Here is a 17,533-nt window from a genome sequence, read left to right as displayed (position 1 = left end):
GTGCTCACCAAGCCAGAAGTCATCGACACGATCGACGAGCTGCGCAATCGACTGTGCCTCGCCAAACAGAACGCAGCAGCCAGGGGCGGCGACGCCCACGTGGTGCTCGTACCCACCATGGGCGCCCTGCACGCCGGCCACCGGGAGCTGGTGCGGCGAGCCGTCGCCGTCGGCGACATCGTCGTGGTGTCGATCTTCGTCAACCCGCTGCAGTTCGGTGTGAACGAAGACCTCGACACCTACCCGCGCACCCTCGACGCCGACGTGCTGGCCCTGGCCGAGGAGGGCGCCCACTTCGTCTTCGCGCCGCACGCCCACGAGATGTACCCGGACGGCGCCGCGTCGACCCGACTGACCGCCGGCGCCGTCGGCGGGCTCTACGAGGGTGCGGCCCGGCCCGGCCACTTCGACGGCATGCTCACCGTCGTCGCCAAGCTGGTCAACATCGTCGAACCCGACATCGCGATCTTCGGCCAGAAAGACGCCCAGCAGGTCTTCCTGGTGGAGCGGATGGTCGCCGACCTCAACCTCCGGGTGCGGATTGAGGTCGTGCCCACCGTGCGGGAAGACAACGGCCTGGCGCTGTCCAGCCGCAATCGCAACCTCGACGAGGCCGCCCGCAGCGCCGCCAGGTCGCTGTCGGTGGGGCTCACCGCCGGCGCCGGCGCCGCCCACGCCGGGGTTCCGGCCGCCATCGTGGCCGCGCACGCGGTAATCGGCGCCCAGCCACTGGTTAAACTGGACTATCTGGTTGTCGTGCACCCGCACACCTACCTGCCGGTCGACGACGACTACCGTGGCCAGGCCAGAATGCTGGTCGCCGCGGTGGTCGGCAGCACCCGGCTGATCGACAACATTTCACTGGACATCCCCTAACCGCTTTTCAACGGGGTGCCGGGCTTGGCCCGTGTACGCCCACCGACGGAGAAACCGCATGAGCACCACCCCCGACGCCGTGCCCGGCGACAACGGCGACCTTCACAACGCTGACGCCCAGGCTGCGGCCGAACTGACCGAGCAGAAGGCCGTGCGGCTGGCCAAGCGGGACCGCCTGAACGCGGCCGCGACCAGCGCCGGCGGCGGCGCATACCCGGTGTCGTTGCCGGTCACCCACACCATCCCGGCCGTGCGCGCCCAGTACGGCGAGCTCGAAGCTGATGCCGCCACCGGCGACACGGTGGGCCTGGCCGGCCGCATCGTGCACCTGCGCAACACCGGCAAGCTGTGCTTCGCCAGCCTGCAGTCCGGCGACGGCAGCCGCATCCAGGCCATGGTCTCCCTCGCCGCCGTCGGCGAGGAGTCGCTCGCGGCCTGGAAGGACCTCGTCGACCTCGGTGACCACGTCTTCGTCGCCGGCGAGGTCATCTCCTCCCGCCGCGGCGAACTGTCGGTGATGGTCACCGAGTGGCAGATCGCCGCCAAGGCCCTGCTGCCGCTGCCCAACCTGCACTCCGAGCTCAGCGAGGAGACCAGGGTGCGGAGCCGCTACCTGGACCTCATCGCCCGCGAGCAGGCCCGCCGCACCGTCGTGCAGCGCTCCCAGGCCGTCGCGAGCCTCCGCGCCACCTTCACCGGCCGTGGCTTCCTCGAGATCGAGACGCCGATGCTGCAGACCATGCACGGCGGCGCCTCGGCCCGGCCGTTCTCCACGCACAGCAACGCGTTCGACACCGAACTGTTCCTCCGCATCGCGCCAGAACTCTTCCTCAAGCGCGCCGTCGTCGGCGGCATCGACAGGGTCTACGAGATCAACCGCAACTTCCGCAACGAGGGCGCAGACTCCACCCATTCGCCCGAATTCGCCATGCTCGAGGCCTACGAGGCCTACGGCGACTACACCTCCATCGCCGAGCTCACCCAGACCCTGATCCAGGATGCGGCGGCGGCCATCACCGGCGGTTCGCACGTGGTGACCTGGGCCGACGGCACCGAGTTCGACCTGGGCGGCGAGTGGGACCGCATCAGCATGTACGACAGCCTGTCGGCGGCCGTGGGACGCACGATCAGCCCGGCCACCCCGCTGGCCGAGTTGCAGGCCCTCGCCGCCGCCGAGGAGGTCGAGGTCGACCACCCGATCCACGGCAAGTACGTCGAGGAACTGTGGGAGCACTTCGTGAAGGACGGCTTGGTGCGGCCCACCTTCGTGCTCGACTTCCCGGTGGACACCAGCCCGCTGGTGCGCGGCCACCGATCGATCGACGGCGTCGTGGAGAAGTGGGACCTCTACATCCGCGGCTTCGAACTGGCCACCGGGTACTCCGAGCTCGTGGACCCCGTCGTGCAGCGCGAACGTTTCGTGGAGCAGGCCAGGCTTGCCGCCGGCGGCGACCCGGAGGCGATGCGCCTGGACGAGGAGTTCCTGAGGGCTCTCGAACACGGCATGCCGCCCACCGGCGGCATGGGCATGGGCATCGACCGCCTGCTGATGGCGCTGACCGGCCTCGGCATCCGCGAGACCATCCTCTTCCCGTTGGTAAAGTGACGCTCATGATGACATTTCTGCCTAAAGACGAGCTGAAACCCGACGACGACGGCAAGAAGAAAGGTCCGTCGACCAACCGGATCATGGTGTGGGTCGTGGTGGGCGGCATCGGGCTCTACCTGCTCGGTTCCGGCATCTTCGGTCTGCTCACGAGGTAGCGGCAAGGGGCGCGACGGATCGCGTAGGCTGGAGGAACTATGGATGATCTCTGGGCCAACGCACTGTACTCGCTCGCGCCCACCGTGCTGGTCGGGGTGCTCTTCTGGATCATCATGCGCGCCATCATCCGCGCCGACCGCACCGAACGAAACGCCTACGCCCGAGTTGAAGCGGAGGAACGGGCCAGACTCGGCCTCGACAAACCGGCCGGCTGACCGTGTTCGGTATCGACCTGTCCACCATCCTGCTCGTGGTGGCATTCCTGGTGGACTTCGCCATCCGGGTGGTCGCCATCATCGTGGTTCCCCGCAACCGCCGGCCCACCTCCGGCATGGCCTGGTTGCTGGCGATCTTCCTGATCCCGTACTTCGGGGCCCTGCTGTTTCTGCTGATCGGCTTCCGCACCCTGCCCAAGCGGCGGGTCGAGATGCAGGCCGAGATCAACCAGTTCATCCTCGACAGCACCGACGGCATGGAGCGGGTGACCCGGGAACATCCGTGGCCGGGCTGGCTCGAATCCGTCGTGCAGCTCAACCGCAACCTGGGCTCGATGCCGCTGGTGGGTGACAACCGCGCCCGACTGCACGGCGACTACGAGGAGACCCTCGCCGCGATGGCCGCCGACATCGACAAGGCCACCAAGTATGTGCACGTCGAGTTCTACATCATCTCGCTCGACCACACCACCGCCGCCTTCTTCGACTCGCTCGAGAACGCCGTGAAGCGCGGCGTCACGGTGCGGGTGCTGATGGACCACATCCAGTCGATGCGGAAGCCCGGCTTCAAGGAGACCAAACGCCGCCTCACGGCCGCCGGGGTGAAGTGGCAGCTGATGCTGCCGTTGCAGCCGTTCAAGGGCCAGTGGCAGCGACCTGACCTGCGCAACCACCGCAAACTCGTGATCGTGGACGGTCGGGTGGGGTTCATGGGGTCGCAGAACGTGATCGACCGCACCTACAACATGAAGCGGAACATCCGCCGCGGCCTCAAGTGGAAAGACCTGATGGTGCGGCTGGAGGGCCCCATCGTCTCGGGGCTGAACGCGATCTTCATCACCGACTGGTACAGCGAGACCAACGAGCTCCTCACCCGCGACATCGAGCCGGTGCATCCCGAGCAGATCTCGGATGCCATCGACTGCCAGGTCGTGCCGAGCGGTCCCGGCTTCAAGGGAGAGAACAACCTGCGCCTGTTCCTGGCGCTGCTCTACTACGCGCAGGAACGCATCGTGATCACCAGCCCGTACTTCGTGCCCGACGAGTCGATCATGTATGCGATCACCACGGCCGTGCAGCGGGGCCTGCACGTTGAACTGTTCGTCTCCGAGATCGGAGACCAGGCCCTCGTTTATCACGCTCAGCGTTCCTACTACGAAGAACTGCTGCGGGCGGGCGTGAAGATCTATATGTACAAGGCGCCCTACGTTCTGCACGCCAAGCACTTCACCATCGACGACGACGTGGCCGTGATCGGCTCGAGCAACATGGACATGCGTTCGTTCAGCCTCAATTTCGAGGTCTCGTTGATGGTGCGCGGGGCATCGTTCGTTGAGGCGCTGCGGGCGGTGGAGGACGGTTACCGGGCCGACAGCCGCGAACTCACCCTCGACGAGTGGATGCAGCAGCCGCTGCGTTCGACGATCCTCGACAACCTCGCCAGGCTGACCTCGGCCGTGCAGTAAGCGGGGCCTACCGGCGGGGCTTGAGTCTCACGTTGGGCAGCACGGGAGCCGGCAGGGCGGCGCCGTGGTACGCCACCTGGCCGAACCGGCCCGCGGTATCCGTGCCGGCGATCACCTCCGCCTGCCACTGGGCGCGCGCGGCGGCGACCTCGTCGTGGCTGCGCCCGATGAAGTTCCACCACATCACGATCTGTTCGCCGAGCGGCTCGCCGCCGAGTAGAACCACGCGGGCCGGGCCGTCGCCGGCGTTCTCCAGGCGGATGACCGAGCGACCCGCGTCGACGAAGCCCAAGTCGTTCTGCGCCACGATGGCGCCGGCGCACCGCACGGTGCCGGTGTCGACGAGAACGCCGTGCTCAAAACTCGCCTCCACGTCGAGGTCGAGTGACGATCCCGCCGGCAGGTCGATCTGCGCGCCGAGCAGCGGGGTGTCACCGCTGGCCGCGGCCGTCTGGCCGGCCAGGGTGCCGAGGAAGACATGCAGGGTGACCCCGTTCCGGAGGATCGGCCGGATGACGTGGTTCTCGAATCGCGGCGCCTGATGCCGGGTGAGCTCGGGCAGGGCGATCCAGAGCTGCACACCGTGCAGAGTCGTTGTGGCGGGGGTGGACACCTCCGAGTGGCTGATGCCGGCGCCCGCGGTCATCAGGTTCAGTTCGCCGGGGCGCACCAGGGCGAGACTGCCGACGCTGTCGCGGTGTTCCACCTCGCCGGCGAACAGCCAGCTCGCCGTCTGAAGTCCGGTGTGCGGATGCGGCGGCACCACCATGCCGCCGGTGACTGAGACGTCGTCTGGACCGTAGTGATCGACGAAGCACCAGGCGCCGATGAGACTGCGTTCGCGCTGGGGGAGGGTGCGGCGCACGTCCATCGCTCGCGGTCCGCCCAGGGGGACGTCCCTGGGCTGCAGGATGACGACATCCGCCCCGGTGCTCGTGCGGGTGTCGCAGACGATCTCGGCCGGTTCGGTTTCGAGGTTGCTCACCCTGCGAGCCTAATCCGCACGGCTCGGTGCGCGGATCGGTTCGAGAGGTTCGGTGGGGCCGGTTTGGCCTTGCAGGTCGTCGGGGTCGCCTGGCGGCAGGGGCCGGGTCGGGTTCTCGGTTTCGCCGCCGACCGGTCCGGCCGGCGGCGGGGAGCCTGCCCCGGTCCGGAGCGTGGACACCGGGGGACCGCCCGGCATGGCAGGCGGCCGTTGCAGCAGCTCGACGAGCAGCACGGCGAGAAGGGCGAGCACGGCGGTCCAGATGATCACGGGCACAGTGAGCGGCCGCCAGAAGAGTGCGACGGCGGCAGCCAACCCGATCAGCACGTGGGCCAGACGCCGGTAGTGGTACAGGAAGTCCCCGAAGCCGCCCGTCGTGACCCCGGCCCCCGCCGCCGCGGCACGGAGCCGCGCGGCCGTGCCGACGGTGGCCCGGCGCACTATCGTCGACCCGCGGAACGGCCCGGCCAGGTACGCCACAACTGCCACTGTGAATCCGACGAGCCCCACCGACAGGGCGGTGGTGTTGATGAACGGCACCACGGCGTCATAGAGCGCGTGGGCGACATTGTTGGGCAGGTAGGTCGGCGACAGGGCGCTCACGAAGAGGATCCGTCCCACCGCGATGCCGGCGGCGAGCAGGGCCATGGCCAGGGCCAGGGTGAGCCCGGCCCAGATCATGGTGCGCGCCCGGCGCCTGGCCACGAGCACGCCGAGCACGATCAGGCCCAGGCTCACCAGGGGCAGCACGAAACCGAGCACGTTCAGCAGCTGGTACCCGGTGCGTGCTTGCACGAGGGAGTCGGACTGGGCGACCACGATGGTGCGATCGACCTCGGGGATGTTCTGCGCCAGCGAGAAGCCCCGGTTCACCAGCTCCTTCTTGACCTCCTCGATGATGGGCCCCAGCTGGATGCCGAGCTCACCGGTGTCACTGATCACCAACGCCGTCGAGGTGTCGCCCTCCAGCGCTGCGATGACCTGGGTCTGGCTGGTCCGCAGCGCCTGCTCCCAGAGCTGGGCGAAGGCGTCCGAGGCCACGATGTTGGTGGCGGTGGACCTGATCAGGCCCTGCACGCCCTGCGTGGCGGGTTGTTCGAGCAGCCCGAGGGCGTCCTTGGCCTCCTGCGGGAGGTCGAGGTTGGCCAGGCCGTCGAACAGGTTCTTGGTGATGCCGTTGATGTCGACGTTGTCGTTCACCACGGTGACGATCTCGTCGACCAGGTAGGCCTGCACGGCCGGGTCATCCGCGAGCGGGGCGAGCGAGGCGACGAACCTGTCGGTGTCGTTGATGTAGCCCTTGGTCCAGTAGGCCACCACGCTCACCGGGGCGAGGATCACCCCGATGGTGATGAGCAGCGCCGCGAAGAACGCCCGCCACCTGGCCGCCGCGCGATGTTCGGCGGCCGGACCGAGTTGTCCGCGCAGCCGGGCGTTCTCGGCGGAGAGCCGGGCGATCTCATCGGCGGGGTCGGCGGGGCCGGGGATGGTGCGGGAGCCGTTCGGTCCGGCGCCGCGGGTGCCGACCGGGTCGGGGGAGCCGTCCATGGTGCCGCCGCCTTTCGCCTGCGGTCGCGGGTCGCGAAAACGTGGAGCCGGATGGAGACAGTATTTGCGCAGTCCGGTGCCCTCGCAAGGGCACCGGCACGCCGGACGAGTCGGACGGAGACGACCCTGGGGGTCACATCCGTCACGCCCACGGCGAACAGAGGCACGCATCCGGGCATCCGCTGGTTACTCTCTTTGTATCGGTGCCATAACCGCCCTGGCGCCAAGGGAGTGTTCACATGTTTGAGAGATTTACCGACCGAGCTCGTCGTGTCGTCGTCCTGGCCCAGGAAGAGGCCAAGATGCTCAACCACAACTACATCGGAACCGAGCACATTCTGCTCGGCCTCATCCACGAGGGTGAAGGCGTGGCCGCCAAGGCCCTGGAGAGCCTCGGCATCTCGCTGGATGCCGTACGCGAACAGGTGCAGGACATCATCGGCCAGGGCCAGCAGCAGCCCACCGGTCACATCCCGTTCACGCCGCGCGCCAAGAAGGTCCTCGAGCTGAGCCTGCGCGAAGCCCTGCAGCTCGGCCACAACTACATCGGAACCGAGCACATCCTGCTCGGGCTCATCCGCGAGGGCGAGGGCGTGGCCGCCCAGGTGCTGGTCAAGCTCGGCGCCGACCTCAACCGGGTGCGCCAGCAGGTCATCCAGCTCCTTTCCGGCTACCAGGGAAAGGAGCAGGTGCAGGTGGGCGCGAACGAGACCGCAGCCAACCCCGCGGGCAGCCAGATTCTCGACCAGTTCGGGCGCAACCTCACCCAGGCGGCGCGCGACAACAAACTCGACCCGGTGATCGGGCGCGAGAAGGAGATCGAGCGGGTCATGCAGATCCTCTCCCGCCGCTCCAAGAACAACCCCGTGCTGATCGGTGAACCCGGCGTCGGCAAGACCGCCGTCGTCGAAGGCCTCGCCCAGGCGATCGTCAAGGGCGATGTTCCCGAGACGCTGAAGGACAAGCAGCTCTACTCGCTCGACCTCGGCTCGCTCATCGCAGGCAGCCGCTACCGCGGCGACTTCGAAGAGCGCCTGAAAAAGGTCACCAAGGAGATCCGCACCCGCGGCGACATCATCGTGTTCATCGACGAGATCCACACCCTCGTCGGAGCCGGTGCCGCCGAGGGCGCCATCGACGCGGCCTCGATCCTCAAGCCCCTGCTCGCCCGTGGTGAACTGCAGACCATCGGCGCGACCACGCTCGACGAGTACCGCAAGCACTTCGAGAAGGATGCCGCGCTCGAGCGCCGCTTCCAGCCCATCCAGGTGAACGAGCCGTCGCTGCCGCACACCATCAACATCCTCAAGGGGCTCCGCGACCGCTACGAGGCGCACCACAAGGTGTCCATCACCGACGGCGCCCTGGTGGCCGCCGCCAACCTGGCCGACCGCTACGTCTCCGACCGCTTCCTGCCCGACAAGGCCATCGACCTGATCGACGAGGCCGGCGCACGCCTGCGCCTGTCGATCCTGTCCAGCCCGCCGGAGCTGCGCGAATTCGACGAGAAGATCGCCGTGGTGCGTGCCGCCAAGGAAACCGCGATCGAGGACCAGGACTTCGAGAAGGCCGCGGGTCTGCGCGATGAGGAGAAGAACCTCCTCGGCGAGCGCCTGCGCCTGGAGAAGAAGTGGAAGTCCGGCGACGTCAAGACCACCGCGGTGGTCGACGAGGGCCTGATCGCGGAGGTCCTGGCCCAGGCCACCGGCATCCCCGTCTTCAAGCTCACCGAGGAGGAGTCCTCGCGGCTCGTCTTCATGGAGAAGGCACTGCACCAGCGCGTCATCGGTCAGGAAGAGGCCATCTCGGCGCTCGCCAAGACCATCCGTCGCACCCGTGCGGGCCTGAAGGACCCGAAGCGTCCGAGCGGTTCGTTCATCTTCGCCGGCCCCACCGGCGTCGGTAAGACCGAGCTGGCCAAGGCGCTCGCCGAGTTCCTCTTCGACGACGAGGCCGCCATGATCTCGCTGGACATGAGCGAGTACGGCGAGAAGCACACGGTGTCGCGCCTGTTCGGTGCCCCTCCCGGGTTCGTCGGCTTCGAAGAGGGCGGCCAGCTCACCGAGAAGGTGCGCCGCAAGCCGTTCTCCGTGGTGCTGTTCGACGAGATCGAGAAGGCGCACCCGGACATCTTCAACTCGCTCCTCCAGATTCTGGAAGAGGGCCGGTTGACCGATGGCCAGGGTCGTGTGATCGACTTCAAGAACACCGTCATCATCATGACCACCAACCTCGGCACCAGGGACATCAGCGGCTCGCCCGTCGGTTTCCAGCTCGAGGGCGACACGGCCACCAGCTACGACCGGATGCGCGGAAAGGTGAACGAGGAGCTGAAGAAGCACTTCAAGCCCGAGTTCCTCAACCGCGTCGACGAGATCATCGTCTTCCCGCAGCTGTCCAAGCCCGAACTGCTGCAGATCGTGGACCTGTTCATCAAGCGCCTGGGTGACCGGCTGCTCGACCGCGACATGACCATCGACCTCACCCTCGCGGTGAAGGAGCACCTCATCGAGGTCGGCTTCGACCCCGCCCTGGGTGCCCGGCCGCTGCGTCGCGCGATCCAGCGCGAGGTGGAGGACCGCCTGAGCGAGAAGATCCTGCACGGTGAGCTGAACGCCGGCGACCACGTGCACGTGGACTTCGTCGACGGGGAGTACGTGTTCACCACGACGAACCGCAACGAGGCCGTCTCGGTGGGCATCAACGCCGCCGCCGCGGTGGGAACCGGACCGGGCACGCCCGACCTGGCCATCACCAGCGACTAGCAGAACAGGCATACGACGAACGGCCCGGCGGATTTCCGCCGGGCCGTTCGTCGTGCCGCCCATAGACTTGACCTTTCGGCGAAACTGAATCGGCCGCAGTCGCGGTCAGGAGAGCGGGCGGACGTGACAGACCAGGAGTTCATCGTGCGCCGGGCGCAGACCCGCGACGTGCCGCTCATCCAGGCGCTGGTGGAGCCTCTCGTGCAGCAGCGCATCCTGCTCGGCAAGGACCGCGTGGTGTTCTACGAGGCCGTGCAGGAATTCAGGGTCGTCGAAGACCAGGACGGCAATCTGGTGGGATGCGGCGCCCTGCACGTGATCTGGGAGGACCTCGGCGAGGTGCGCACTCTCGCCGTGGCCGAGAACTGGCTGGGCTCGGGCGTCGGACACGCCCTCCTCGCCCGGCTCGAAGCGGACGCCAGGGAGCTGGGCCTCAGCCGCCTGTTCTGCCTCACCTTCGAGGTGGGCTTCTTCACCCGGCACGGCTTCGTCGACATGGGCACCGAAACCGTTGACCCGGCCGTCTACGCGGAACTGGTGCGTTCGCCCGATGAGGGTGTCGCGGAGTTCCTCGACCTGGCCCGCGTCAAGCCGAACACCCTCGGCAACACCCGGATGCTCAAGCGCCTGGTCTGAGCCGGCCCGGAGCCGCTCAGATGTGGGCGCCTTCTGCGTTTTCCTGCTCATCTGAGCATGTTGCCGACGCGTAACCAACTGGACACAGTCGGTCGTTAGGCTGCACCCCACGGCACTCCGGCCAACCTGCACGGTGTGCGCGTCACCCCGCTCCCGCACAATCATGGCGCGCCCACTCGCACGTTCGGCGTGCCCGAAACCCGTGCTCCACATGTCACCACCCTCCGCCTGCCCTGCCCTGCACCCTGTTCCGCCAGAGAAGTTCATCGCACCCACCCAGGAGACTCCATGTCGCTCGCCCCACCCCGCCCGCTCCGGCTGGCCCTCGCTTCACTGATCGGAGCGTGCCTCGCCGTCGCCCCGGTCGTGGCGTTCCCCGCCCAGGCCAACACCGCCGGCACCGGTGTCGTGATCAACGAGGCCTACCTCAGCGGCGGCAGCGCCGGGGCCGCGTTCACTAACAAGTTCGTCGAGCTGTACAACCCCACGAACGCCGCCATCGACCTGTCCTCCTGGTCGCTGCAGTATCGCAAGGCCACCGGAACCGTGGCGGACAAGCCGAGCTTCGTCGCCCTCACCGGCACGATCCCGGCCAAGGGGTACTACCTCGTCTCCGGCGGCTCCAACGGCGCCAACGGAGCGGCGCTCCCCACCCCCGACCAGACCTCAACGCTGAACCCGAGCGGCACCACCGGCACCCTGATCCTGGCCAACTCCACCTCGGCGCTCACCCTCGAGGCCGGCGACTCCGCGGCCAACCCCGCGGTGATCGACCTGCTCGGCTACGGCGCCTCCCTCACCTTCGAAGGCGCCGTCGCGACAGCGCCGACCGGCAACGCCGACGTCAAGTCGTTCAACCGCAGCAATGCCGCCGACACCGACAACAACGCCGCCGACATCAGCCTGTCGGCCACCATCACGCCCACCAACACCGCCGGACCGACCGGTGGAACGCCAACGCCGGTGCCCACCGAGACCCCGGAACCCGTGCCGACCAGCACCCCGCCCACCGGGGTCACCGCCATCAGCGCCATCCAGGGCACCGCGGATGCCAGCCCGTTGGCCGGCACCACCGTGAACACCGTCGGCGTCGTCACGGCCGCCTATCCCTCCGGCGGGTTCGCGGGCTTCTACCTGCAGACCCCCGGCACCGGCAGCACCACCGGCCCGGCGTCCCACGGCATCTTCGTGTACACCAAGACCCTCACCTCCGATGTCGCGATCGGCGACTACGTGAGCGTCACAGGCGCCGTGAGCGAGTATTACGGGCTGACCCAGCTGACCATCAACACCCTCGCCGACATCGTCGCCCTCGACGGTGCCGGCATCACCGCTCCGGTCCCGGCCACCCTGCGGCTGCCCGCCACGGACGCCGACCGCGAACGGCTCGAGGGCATGCTCGTCGCCCCCGCCGGCGACTACACGGTGACGAACAACTACACCACCAACCAGTACGCCGAGATCGGCCTCGCCGCCGGCACAACGCCGCTGGTGAACCCCACGGTCACCGACCGGCCCGGCAGCACCGGGTACACGGCCGCCATCGCCGCCAACGCGGCGCGGGCGATCACCCTCGACGACGGCGCCAGCACCAACTACCTGAACGCGTCCAACCAGGGCAAGCCGGTTCCGTACCTCTCGACCACCGCCCCGGTGCGGATCGGCGCCCCCGTCTCGTTCACGAAGCCGATGGTGCTGGACTACCGCAACAGCGCCTGGAAGCTGCAGCCGACAACCGCCCTGGTGCCCGCCAACGCCGCCACCGTGCAGCCGGCCACCTTCGCGAACACCCGCACGGCGGCACCCGAAGACGTGGGTGGTGACATCCGGCTGGGCACGTTCAACGTGTTGAACTACTTCTCCACCACCGGAGACACCCTCACCGGCTGCCAGTACTACACGGACCGTGCCGGCGCCAAAACCACCGTGAGCGGTGGCTGCGACGCCCGCGGCGCCGCCGACCAGGCGAACTTCAAGCGTCAGCAGGCCAAGATCGTTGCGGCCATCAACGCCCTCGACGCCCAGGTCATCTCCCTCGAAGAGATCGAGAACTCGGCAGTGTTCGGCGTCGACCGCGACACCGCGCTGGCCACCCTGGTTGCCGCCTTGAACGCCGACCTCGGCCAGGATGCCTGGGCTTTCGTGCCGTCCCCGACCGTGCTGCCGGCCAACGAAGACGTCATCCGCACCGCCTTCATCTACCAGAAGGCGGCCGTGGAAACCGTGGGCGGCTCGACGATCCTCACCGGCTCTGCCGCATTCAGCAACGCCCGTCAGCCGCTCGCCCAGGCGTTCCAGCTGGTCGGCGACTCCGGCAGCACGTTCCTCACCATCGTCAACCACTTCAAGTCGAAGGGGTCGGGCACCGGCGTGGACGCCGACATGGGCGACGGCCAGGGCGCATCGAACGCTTCCCGGGTCAACCAGGCCACCGCGCTGGTCGCCTTCGCCGACAGCATGTCGGAGCAGACGGGCATCGACCGGGTGTTCCTCACCGGTGACTTCAACGCCTACGACCAGGAAGACCCGATCAAGGTGATCACCGACGCCGGCTACCTGAACCAGGAAGCCAAGAGCGGCGAGTACACCTACGCGTTCGGCGGGTCGGTCGGTTCCCTCGACCACGTGTTCGCCTCTGCCGCGGCGGACGCCGTCGTGACCGATGTGGATGTCTGGAACATCAACTCGGTCGAGTCAGTGGCCCTGGAATACAGCCGGTACAACAACAACGTCACCGACTTCTACGTCGCAGACCCGTACCGCTCCTCCGACCACGACCCGGCGATCCTGGGCCTGAACCTGGCCACGCCCACGACGGAGCCGACCCCGGTGCCGACGACACCGCCGACCGCACCGACGACCCCGCCCACCGCACCGACGGGCCAGGCTCCGGCCGCCGCCCCGACGTCGGCCCCGGAGAGCGCCCTCACCGAGGCTCTCCGCGACCGGATCAGCACTGACGCGGCGCGCTACACGGCGGGGTCGGCGATCACCGTCACGGCCGGCGCCACGCACGCCGGCGAGTTCGTGTCGGTCTGGGTGCGCTCCACCCCGGTCAACCTCGGCGGTTGGCTGCAGGCCAACGCCGCGGGCGCTGTGACCACGACACTGCCGAAGGACCTGGCCGTTGGCACGCACCGGATCATCCTGCAGGACGCCGCAGGCGCCGTGATCGGCTGGACCGAGATCACCATCGTCGCCTCCGCCGGCGCGGCGGCGAACCTCGCCAACACCGGTGTCGAGACGACGTCGCTGCTGGCCGGGGCGGGCCTGTTGTTGCTGCTCGGCGGGCTTCTCGCCCGCCGCCGCCGGTCCAACGCGACGGCAGCCTGACCCGCAGCCGGGCGCCGAGACCTGCGGCGCCCGGCCCGCGGTGGCGGACACCCCTTCGGGGATGTCCGCTCCCGAACGCTCAGATGTTGGCCTCAGCGGCACATTTCTGCTCATCCGAGCATGTTTCCCCGCCGTAACCCGCTGGACATCCAGCGTCAATAGGCTGCCCCCACAGCACAGATTGTCAGGTGCCGTCGCGCTCGCGCGCGGCACCACGCACCCTTCATCCGCATCCCCGTCACCGCACCGTACGACTTTTCGAGGAGAACAATGTCGCTCAATCCGTCCCGCCCGCTCCGGCTGGCCTTCGCCGCAGTGATGGGGGTGTGCCTGGTGGGCGCTCCCGTCGTCGCCGTCCCGGCCCTCGCGGCCCCGGCTGCCGTGCAGCTCAACCTGCTGAACATCAACGATTTCCACGGGCGGATCGACGCGAACACCGTGAAGTTCGCTGGAACCGTGGAAACCCTGCGCGCCCAGCACCCGGACAGCACGCTGTTCCTCTCCGACGGGGACAACATCGGCGCCTCGCTGTACGCGTCGGCCTCGCAGCAGGACAAGCCCACCCTCGACGTGCTCAACGCCCTCGGGCTGTCCGCGTCAGCGGTCGGTAACCACGAGTTCGACCAGGGACTGTCCGACCTCACCGGGCGGGTCGCCGAGCAGGCCAAGTTCGACTACCTCGGTGCCAACGTCTACAAGGCCGGCACCGAGACTCCTGCCCTGAAGGAGTACAGCCTGCAGGTCGTGCAGGGCGTGACCGTGGCCGTCATCGGCACCGTGACCGAGGAGACCCCCACCCTGGTCTCGCCCAACGGAATCTCCACCCTGAGCTTCGGTGACCCCGTGGACGCCGTGAACCGGGTTGCCGGCCAGCTCACCGACGGGAACCCCGAAAACGGTGAGGCCGACGTCATCATCGCCGAATACCACGAGGGTGCCGGCGCCGGCACCGTGGAGAACGCCACCCTCGAGCAGGAGCTGGCCCTCACCGACAGCGCCTTCGCCAAGATCGTCACCAAGACCTCTGCTTCTGTGGACGCCATCTTCACCGGCCACACCCACAAGCTGTACGCCTGGAACGCCCAGGTGCCGGGCGCTGCGACGGGCGTGACCCGCCCGGTTCTGCAGACCGGCAACTACGGTGAGAACATCGGCCAGGTCGTGCTCAGCTACGACACCACCACCAAGGCCACCACGACGGTCACGAACCAGAACGTCAAGCGCAGCGCCACCGCAGACGCCGACCTGGTCGCTGCGTTCCCGCGGGTCGCCGAGGTGAAGACCATCACGGACGCCGCCCTCGCCCAGGCTGCCCTCACCGGCAACGTCAAGGTCGGTTCCATCACCGCACCCATCACCCGCGCCTCCATCGGTGGGGCAACTCCCGTGGTCGAGGACCGGGCCGCCCCGTCGACGATGGGCACGTTGGTCGCCAACGCGCTCCGCGAATCCCTTTCCGACCCGGCCAAGGGCGGCGCTGACATCGGCATCGTCAACCCCGGCGGCATGCGCGCCGAGCTCCTGACCAGCCCGGACTCCGACGTGAGCGTCGCAGAGGCCAACGCCGTGCTGCCGTTCGTGAACAACCTGTGGACGACCACCCTCACCGGAGCGCAGTTCAAGATCGCCCTGGAACAGCAGTGGCAGCGCGACAGCAAGGGCGCAGTGCCCAGCCGCCCGTACCTGCAGCTGGGAATCTCCGACAACGTGAACTACACGTTCGACGCGACCCGTGCTGAGAGTGACCGGATCACCGGCATCTGGATCGACGGCGAGCCCATCGACCCGGCCGCCAATTACACCATCGGCTCGTTCAACTTCCTCCTCACCGGCGGCGACAACTTCCGCATCTTCACCGAAGGCACCGGCACGCGCGACTCCGGTCTCGTCGACCGGGACGCCTGGATCTCCTACATCGAGGGCAACAGCCCGCTGTCGCCGTCGTTCGCGGCCCGTCAGGCGGCCGTGACCGGCGTTCCGACCGCCGCCGTCAAGCCCGGCGACACCGTGAGCTTCGCCGTGTCGCAGCTCAACCTCACCTCCACCGGGGCGCCGAAGAACACTCAGCTCGCCGTCACCTGGGGTGACAGCACAGCAGCCTTCGCTGCGGCATCCGTCGACGCCACCGGCGCCGCGGCAGTCACCGTCACGGTGCCCGCCGATGCCAAGGCCAGCAGCGAGATCACGCTGACCGCCAAGGAATCCGGCACCGTCGTGCGTGTTCCGCTGACGGTCACGGTCCCCGCGACGGTTCCGACCCCGGTTCCGACTCCGGAGCCGACCACGCCGCCGGTCGAATCCGGACCGTCCGTTCCGAGCGAGGCTCCCACGGCAGCGGCAGAGTCCGCGCTCACGGCCGACCTGAAGAACAAGATCACGGTCACCGACTCCACTGTCGCCCCCGGCGACAAGATCACCGTGCGGGTCGGCACCACGTTCGCCGGTGAGTACGTCTCCATCTGGGTGCGCTCCACCCCGGTGAACCTCGGCGGCTGGCAGCAGGTCAGCGCCGCGGGCACCGCCACCGCCGTGCTCCCGACCAACCTCACCGCCGGCACGCACCGCATCATCGTGCAGGACGCCGCCGGCGCTGTGATCGGCTGGACCGAGATCACCGTCAGCGCCGCCGCGACCACCGCGACCGGCCTAGCCGACACCGGCGTTGACACCACCCCGTGGCTGGTCGGCGGCACGCTGATGCTGCTGCTCGGTGCGGTCCTGATGCGTCGTCGCCGGGTTTCGATGGAATCGTAACCGACACGCTAGGCATTACCGGCGGCGCCGGTAGACCTCGCTAGCCTGGGACCATGTCGACGAACAAGCACCCCGTCGGCCCCCAGGCCAGCACCGTCTACCGGCGCCGCCGTTTGGTGGTCGGCCTCGGTGTGCTCGCCGTTCTCCTGATCATCATCCTGATCGTCGTGCGACCCGGCGGCGGCGACCCGGCATCGACGGCAACCCCGGCGCCCACGGCCTCAGCGGCCAACCCGGCAGCCCCGGCCGCACCCGCCGACCCGGCCGCCACGGAAGTCGCCGCGGGATCGGCCTGCGACCCGGCGAACGTGCAGGTCGAGGCCATCACCGACCGGGGCTCCTACGACCCGGGCGACGAACCCGAGCTGTCGCTGAGCGTGACCAACACCGGCACCACCGCTTGCGATCTCAACGCCGGAACGTCCACCCAGGTCTTCACGATCACCAGCGGCGCCGACGTCTACTGGACCTCCACCGACTGCCAGACCGAGCCGGCCGACGCCGCGGTCACCCTGCAGCCCGGTGAACCGGTGACCACCAAGACGCCGCTCACGTGGGACCGCAGTCGTTCCAGCCCGGAGACCTGCGAGATCACGGAACGAGAGCCCGTTCCCGCCGAGGGTGCGTCGTACTACCTCTCGGTGAGTGTCGACGGCGTCGAGTCGGCCGCCCCCGCGCAGTTCCTGCTCAACTAGCCCAACTGCCGTTCGCTCAAGGCTGAGGTCTCGAGTGGGTGCCCGCGGACGCCGGATGATTGAATGGAACACGTGACAGACGCGACTCAGGAACTCCGTTCAGATGCCCTCGCCACCGCCCTGGCCAAGCAGGACGTGGCCGCGGTGGCGTACGCGCTCCGCAACGACGTGGTGATAGTGCCCCAACTCGTGGTCGACGGCACCGCCGCGCAGGTGCGGGTCTTCGGCCGGGAGGGCTCCGACAAACGCACCCTGCTGCTGTTCTCGTCCGGCGAGAACTACGCCCGCATGATTCCCGACGAGGTCAACCCTCAGGTGATGATTTGCGACGGCCAGTGGCTCAGCGACTTTCTCACCGTGCACAAGAACACCCTCGAGATGGTCTTCTTCGATGTCGCCGGCCCGGCCGTGATGCAGGCGGCGCCGGCCGACCTGCTGCGCGCCCTGGGCCCGATCAGCGAGTCCGCGGCCGGCGACGAACCGACTCCGTAGGCC

At 68.3% G+C, this 17,533-nt stretch carries 13 protein-coding genes; 11 read left to right on the top strand and 2 right to left on the bottom strand.

Going from position 1 to position 17,533, the window contains the following annotated elements; translation table 11 throughout:
• The 5 genes from panC to cls are packed head-to-tail and all read left to right on the top strand — an operon-like array spanning position 1 to position 4,322.
• A complete protein-coding gene (gene panC, locus ACEN2M_RS14185; RefSeq protein ID WP_441648801.1) occupies positions 1-876 on the top strand; it encodes a pantoate--beta-alanine ligase in 876 nt (291 codons plus the stop codon).
• Positions 877-934: 58 nt separating this feature from the next.
• Positions 935-2,482 (top strand): lysine--tRNA ligase, encoded by a 1,548-nt coding sequence (gene lysS, locus ACEN2M_RS14180; RefSeq protein WP_441648784.1) that lies wholly within the window; start codon positions 935-937, stop codon positions 2,480-2,482.
• A gap of 5 nt (positions 2,483-2,487) precedes the next feature.
• Positions 2,488-2,640: a hypothetical protein gene (locus ACEN2M_RS14175; protein WP_441648783.1), complete on the top strand. Its 153-nt coding sequence runs from the start codon at positions 2,488-2,490 to the stop codon at positions 2,638-2,640.
• A 39-nt stretch (positions 2,641-2,679) separates the two neighbouring features.
• Positions 2,680-2,856 carry a hypothetical protein gene (locus ACEN2M_RS14170; protein WP_441648782.1) on the top strand — a complete coding sequence of 59 codons (177 nt, stop codon included), beginning with the start codon at positions 2,680-2,682 and terminating at the stop codon, positions 2,854-2,856.
• Positions 2,857-2,867: 11 nt separating this feature from the next.
• On the top strand, positions 2,868-4,322 hold the full coding sequence (gene cls / locus ACEN2M_RS14165) for a cardiolipin synthase (RefSeq protein WP_441648800.1): 1,455 nt from the start codon (positions 2,868-2,870) through the stop codon (positions 4,320-4,322).
• Between the two features lie 7 nt (positions 4,323-4,329).
• Here the strand turns inward: cls and ACEN2M_RS14160 are convergent, their stop codons facing one another.
• The gene (locus ACEN2M_RS14160; RefSeq protein ID WP_441648781.1) at positions 4,330-5,307 is read right to left on the bottom strand and encodes a pirin family protein; all 978 of its coding nucleotides are present in this window, start codon (positions 5,305-5,307) and stop codon (positions 4,330-4,332) included.
• 9 nt (positions 5,308-5,316) lie between these two features.
• The gene (locus ACEN2M_RS14155; protein ID WP_441648780.1) at positions 5,317-6,855 is read right to left on the bottom strand and encodes a hypothetical protein; all 1,539 of its coding nucleotides are present in this window, start codon (positions 6,853-6,855) and stop codon (positions 5,317-5,319) included.
• Between the two features lie 239 nt (positions 6,856-7,094).
• Here ACEN2M_RS14155 and ACEN2M_RS14150 point away from each other — a divergent pair, with 239 nt between their 5' ends.
• The 6 genes from ACEN2M_RS14150 (at position 7,095) to ACEN2M_RS14125 (ending at position 17,530) form a co-directional block, all read left to right on the top strand.
• Entirely contained in the window at positions 7,095-9,620 is a 2,526-nt protein-coding gene (locus ACEN2M_RS14150) for an ATP-dependent Clp protease ATP-binding subunit (protein WP_441648779.1), read from the top strand.
• Positions 9,621-9,743: 123 nt separating this feature from the next.
• Positions 9,744-10,256 carry an amino-acid N-acetyltransferase gene (locus ACEN2M_RS14145; protein ID WP_441648778.1) on the top strand — a complete coding sequence of 171 codons (513 nt, stop codon included), beginning with the start codon at positions 9,744-9,746 and terminating at the stop codon, positions 10,254-10,256.
• 288 nt (positions 10,257-10,544) lie between these two features.
• Positions 10,545-13,589: an ExeM/NucH family extracellular endonuclease gene (locus ACEN2M_RS14140; protein WP_441648777.1), complete on the top strand. Its 3,045-nt coding sequence runs from the start codon at positions 10,545-10,547 to the stop codon at positions 13,587-13,589.
• Positions 13,590-13,859: 270 nt separating this feature from the next.
• Positions 13,860-16,343 carry a bifunctional metallophosphatase/5'-nucleotidase gene (locus ACEN2M_RS14135; RefSeq protein ID WP_441648776.1) on the top strand — a complete coding sequence of 828 codons (2,484 nt, stop codon included), beginning with the start codon at positions 13,860-13,862 and terminating at the stop codon, positions 16,341-16,343.
• A 53-nt stretch (positions 16,344-16,396) separates the two neighbouring features.
• A complete protein-coding gene (locus ACEN2M_RS14130; protein ID WP_441648775.1) occupies positions 16,397-17,038 on the top strand; it encodes a hypothetical protein in 642 nt (213 codons plus the stop codon).
• 72 nt (positions 17,039-17,110) lie between these two features.
• The gene (locus tag ACEN2M_RS14125) at positions 17,111-17,530 is read left to right on the top strand and encodes an SseB family protein (protein WP_441648774.1); all 420 of its coding nucleotides are present in this window, start codon (positions 17,111-17,113) and stop codon (positions 17,528-17,530) included.
• Positions 17,531-17,533 lie beyond the last annotated feature (3 nt).

Source organism: Cryobacterium sp. W22_MBD10_FK3 (assembly GCF_052113745.1).
Classification (GTDB): Bacteria; Actinomycetota; Actinomycetes; order Actinomycetales; family Microbacteriaceae; genus Cryobacterium.
The sequence above is the reverse complement of the archived record's forward strand: the minus strand, read 5'-3'. Positions and strand labels throughout refer to the sequence as shown.

Bases quoted from the DNA above. Each gene is read 5' to 3' on its own strand.
- lysS (WP_441648784.1), top strand. From the start codon at position 935: ATGAGCACCACCCCCGACGCCGTGCCCGGCGACAACGGCGACCTTCAC.
- ACEN2M_RS14175 (WP_441648783.1), top strand. From the start codon at position 2,488: ATGATGACATTTCTGCCTAAAGACGAGCTGAAACCCGACGACGACGGC.
- ACEN2M_RS14170 (WP_441648782.1), top strand. From the start codon at position 2,680: ATGGATGATCTCTGGGCCAACGCACTGTACTCGCTCGCGCCCACCGTG.
- ACEN2M_RS14155 (WP_441648780.1), bottom strand. From the start codon at position 6,855: ATGGACGGCTCCCCCGACCCGGTCGGCACCCGCGGCGCCGGACCGAAC.
- ACEN2M_RS14150 (WP_441648779.1), top strand. From the start codon at position 7,095: ATGTTTGAGAGATTTACCGACCGAGCTCGTCGTGTCGTCGTCCTGGCC.
- ACEN2M_RS14140 (WP_441648777.1), top strand. From the start codon at position 10,545: ATGTCGCTCGCCCCACCCCGCCCGCTCCGGCTGGCCCTCGCTTCACTG.
- ACEN2M_RS14135 (WP_441648776.1), top strand. From the start codon at position 13,860: ATGTCGCTCAATCCGTCCCGCCCGCTCCGGCTGGCCTTCGCCGCAGTG.
- ACEN2M_RS14130 (WP_441648775.1), top strand. From the start codon at position 16,397: ATGTCGACGAACAAGCACCCCGTCGGCCCCCAGGCCAGCACCGTCTAC.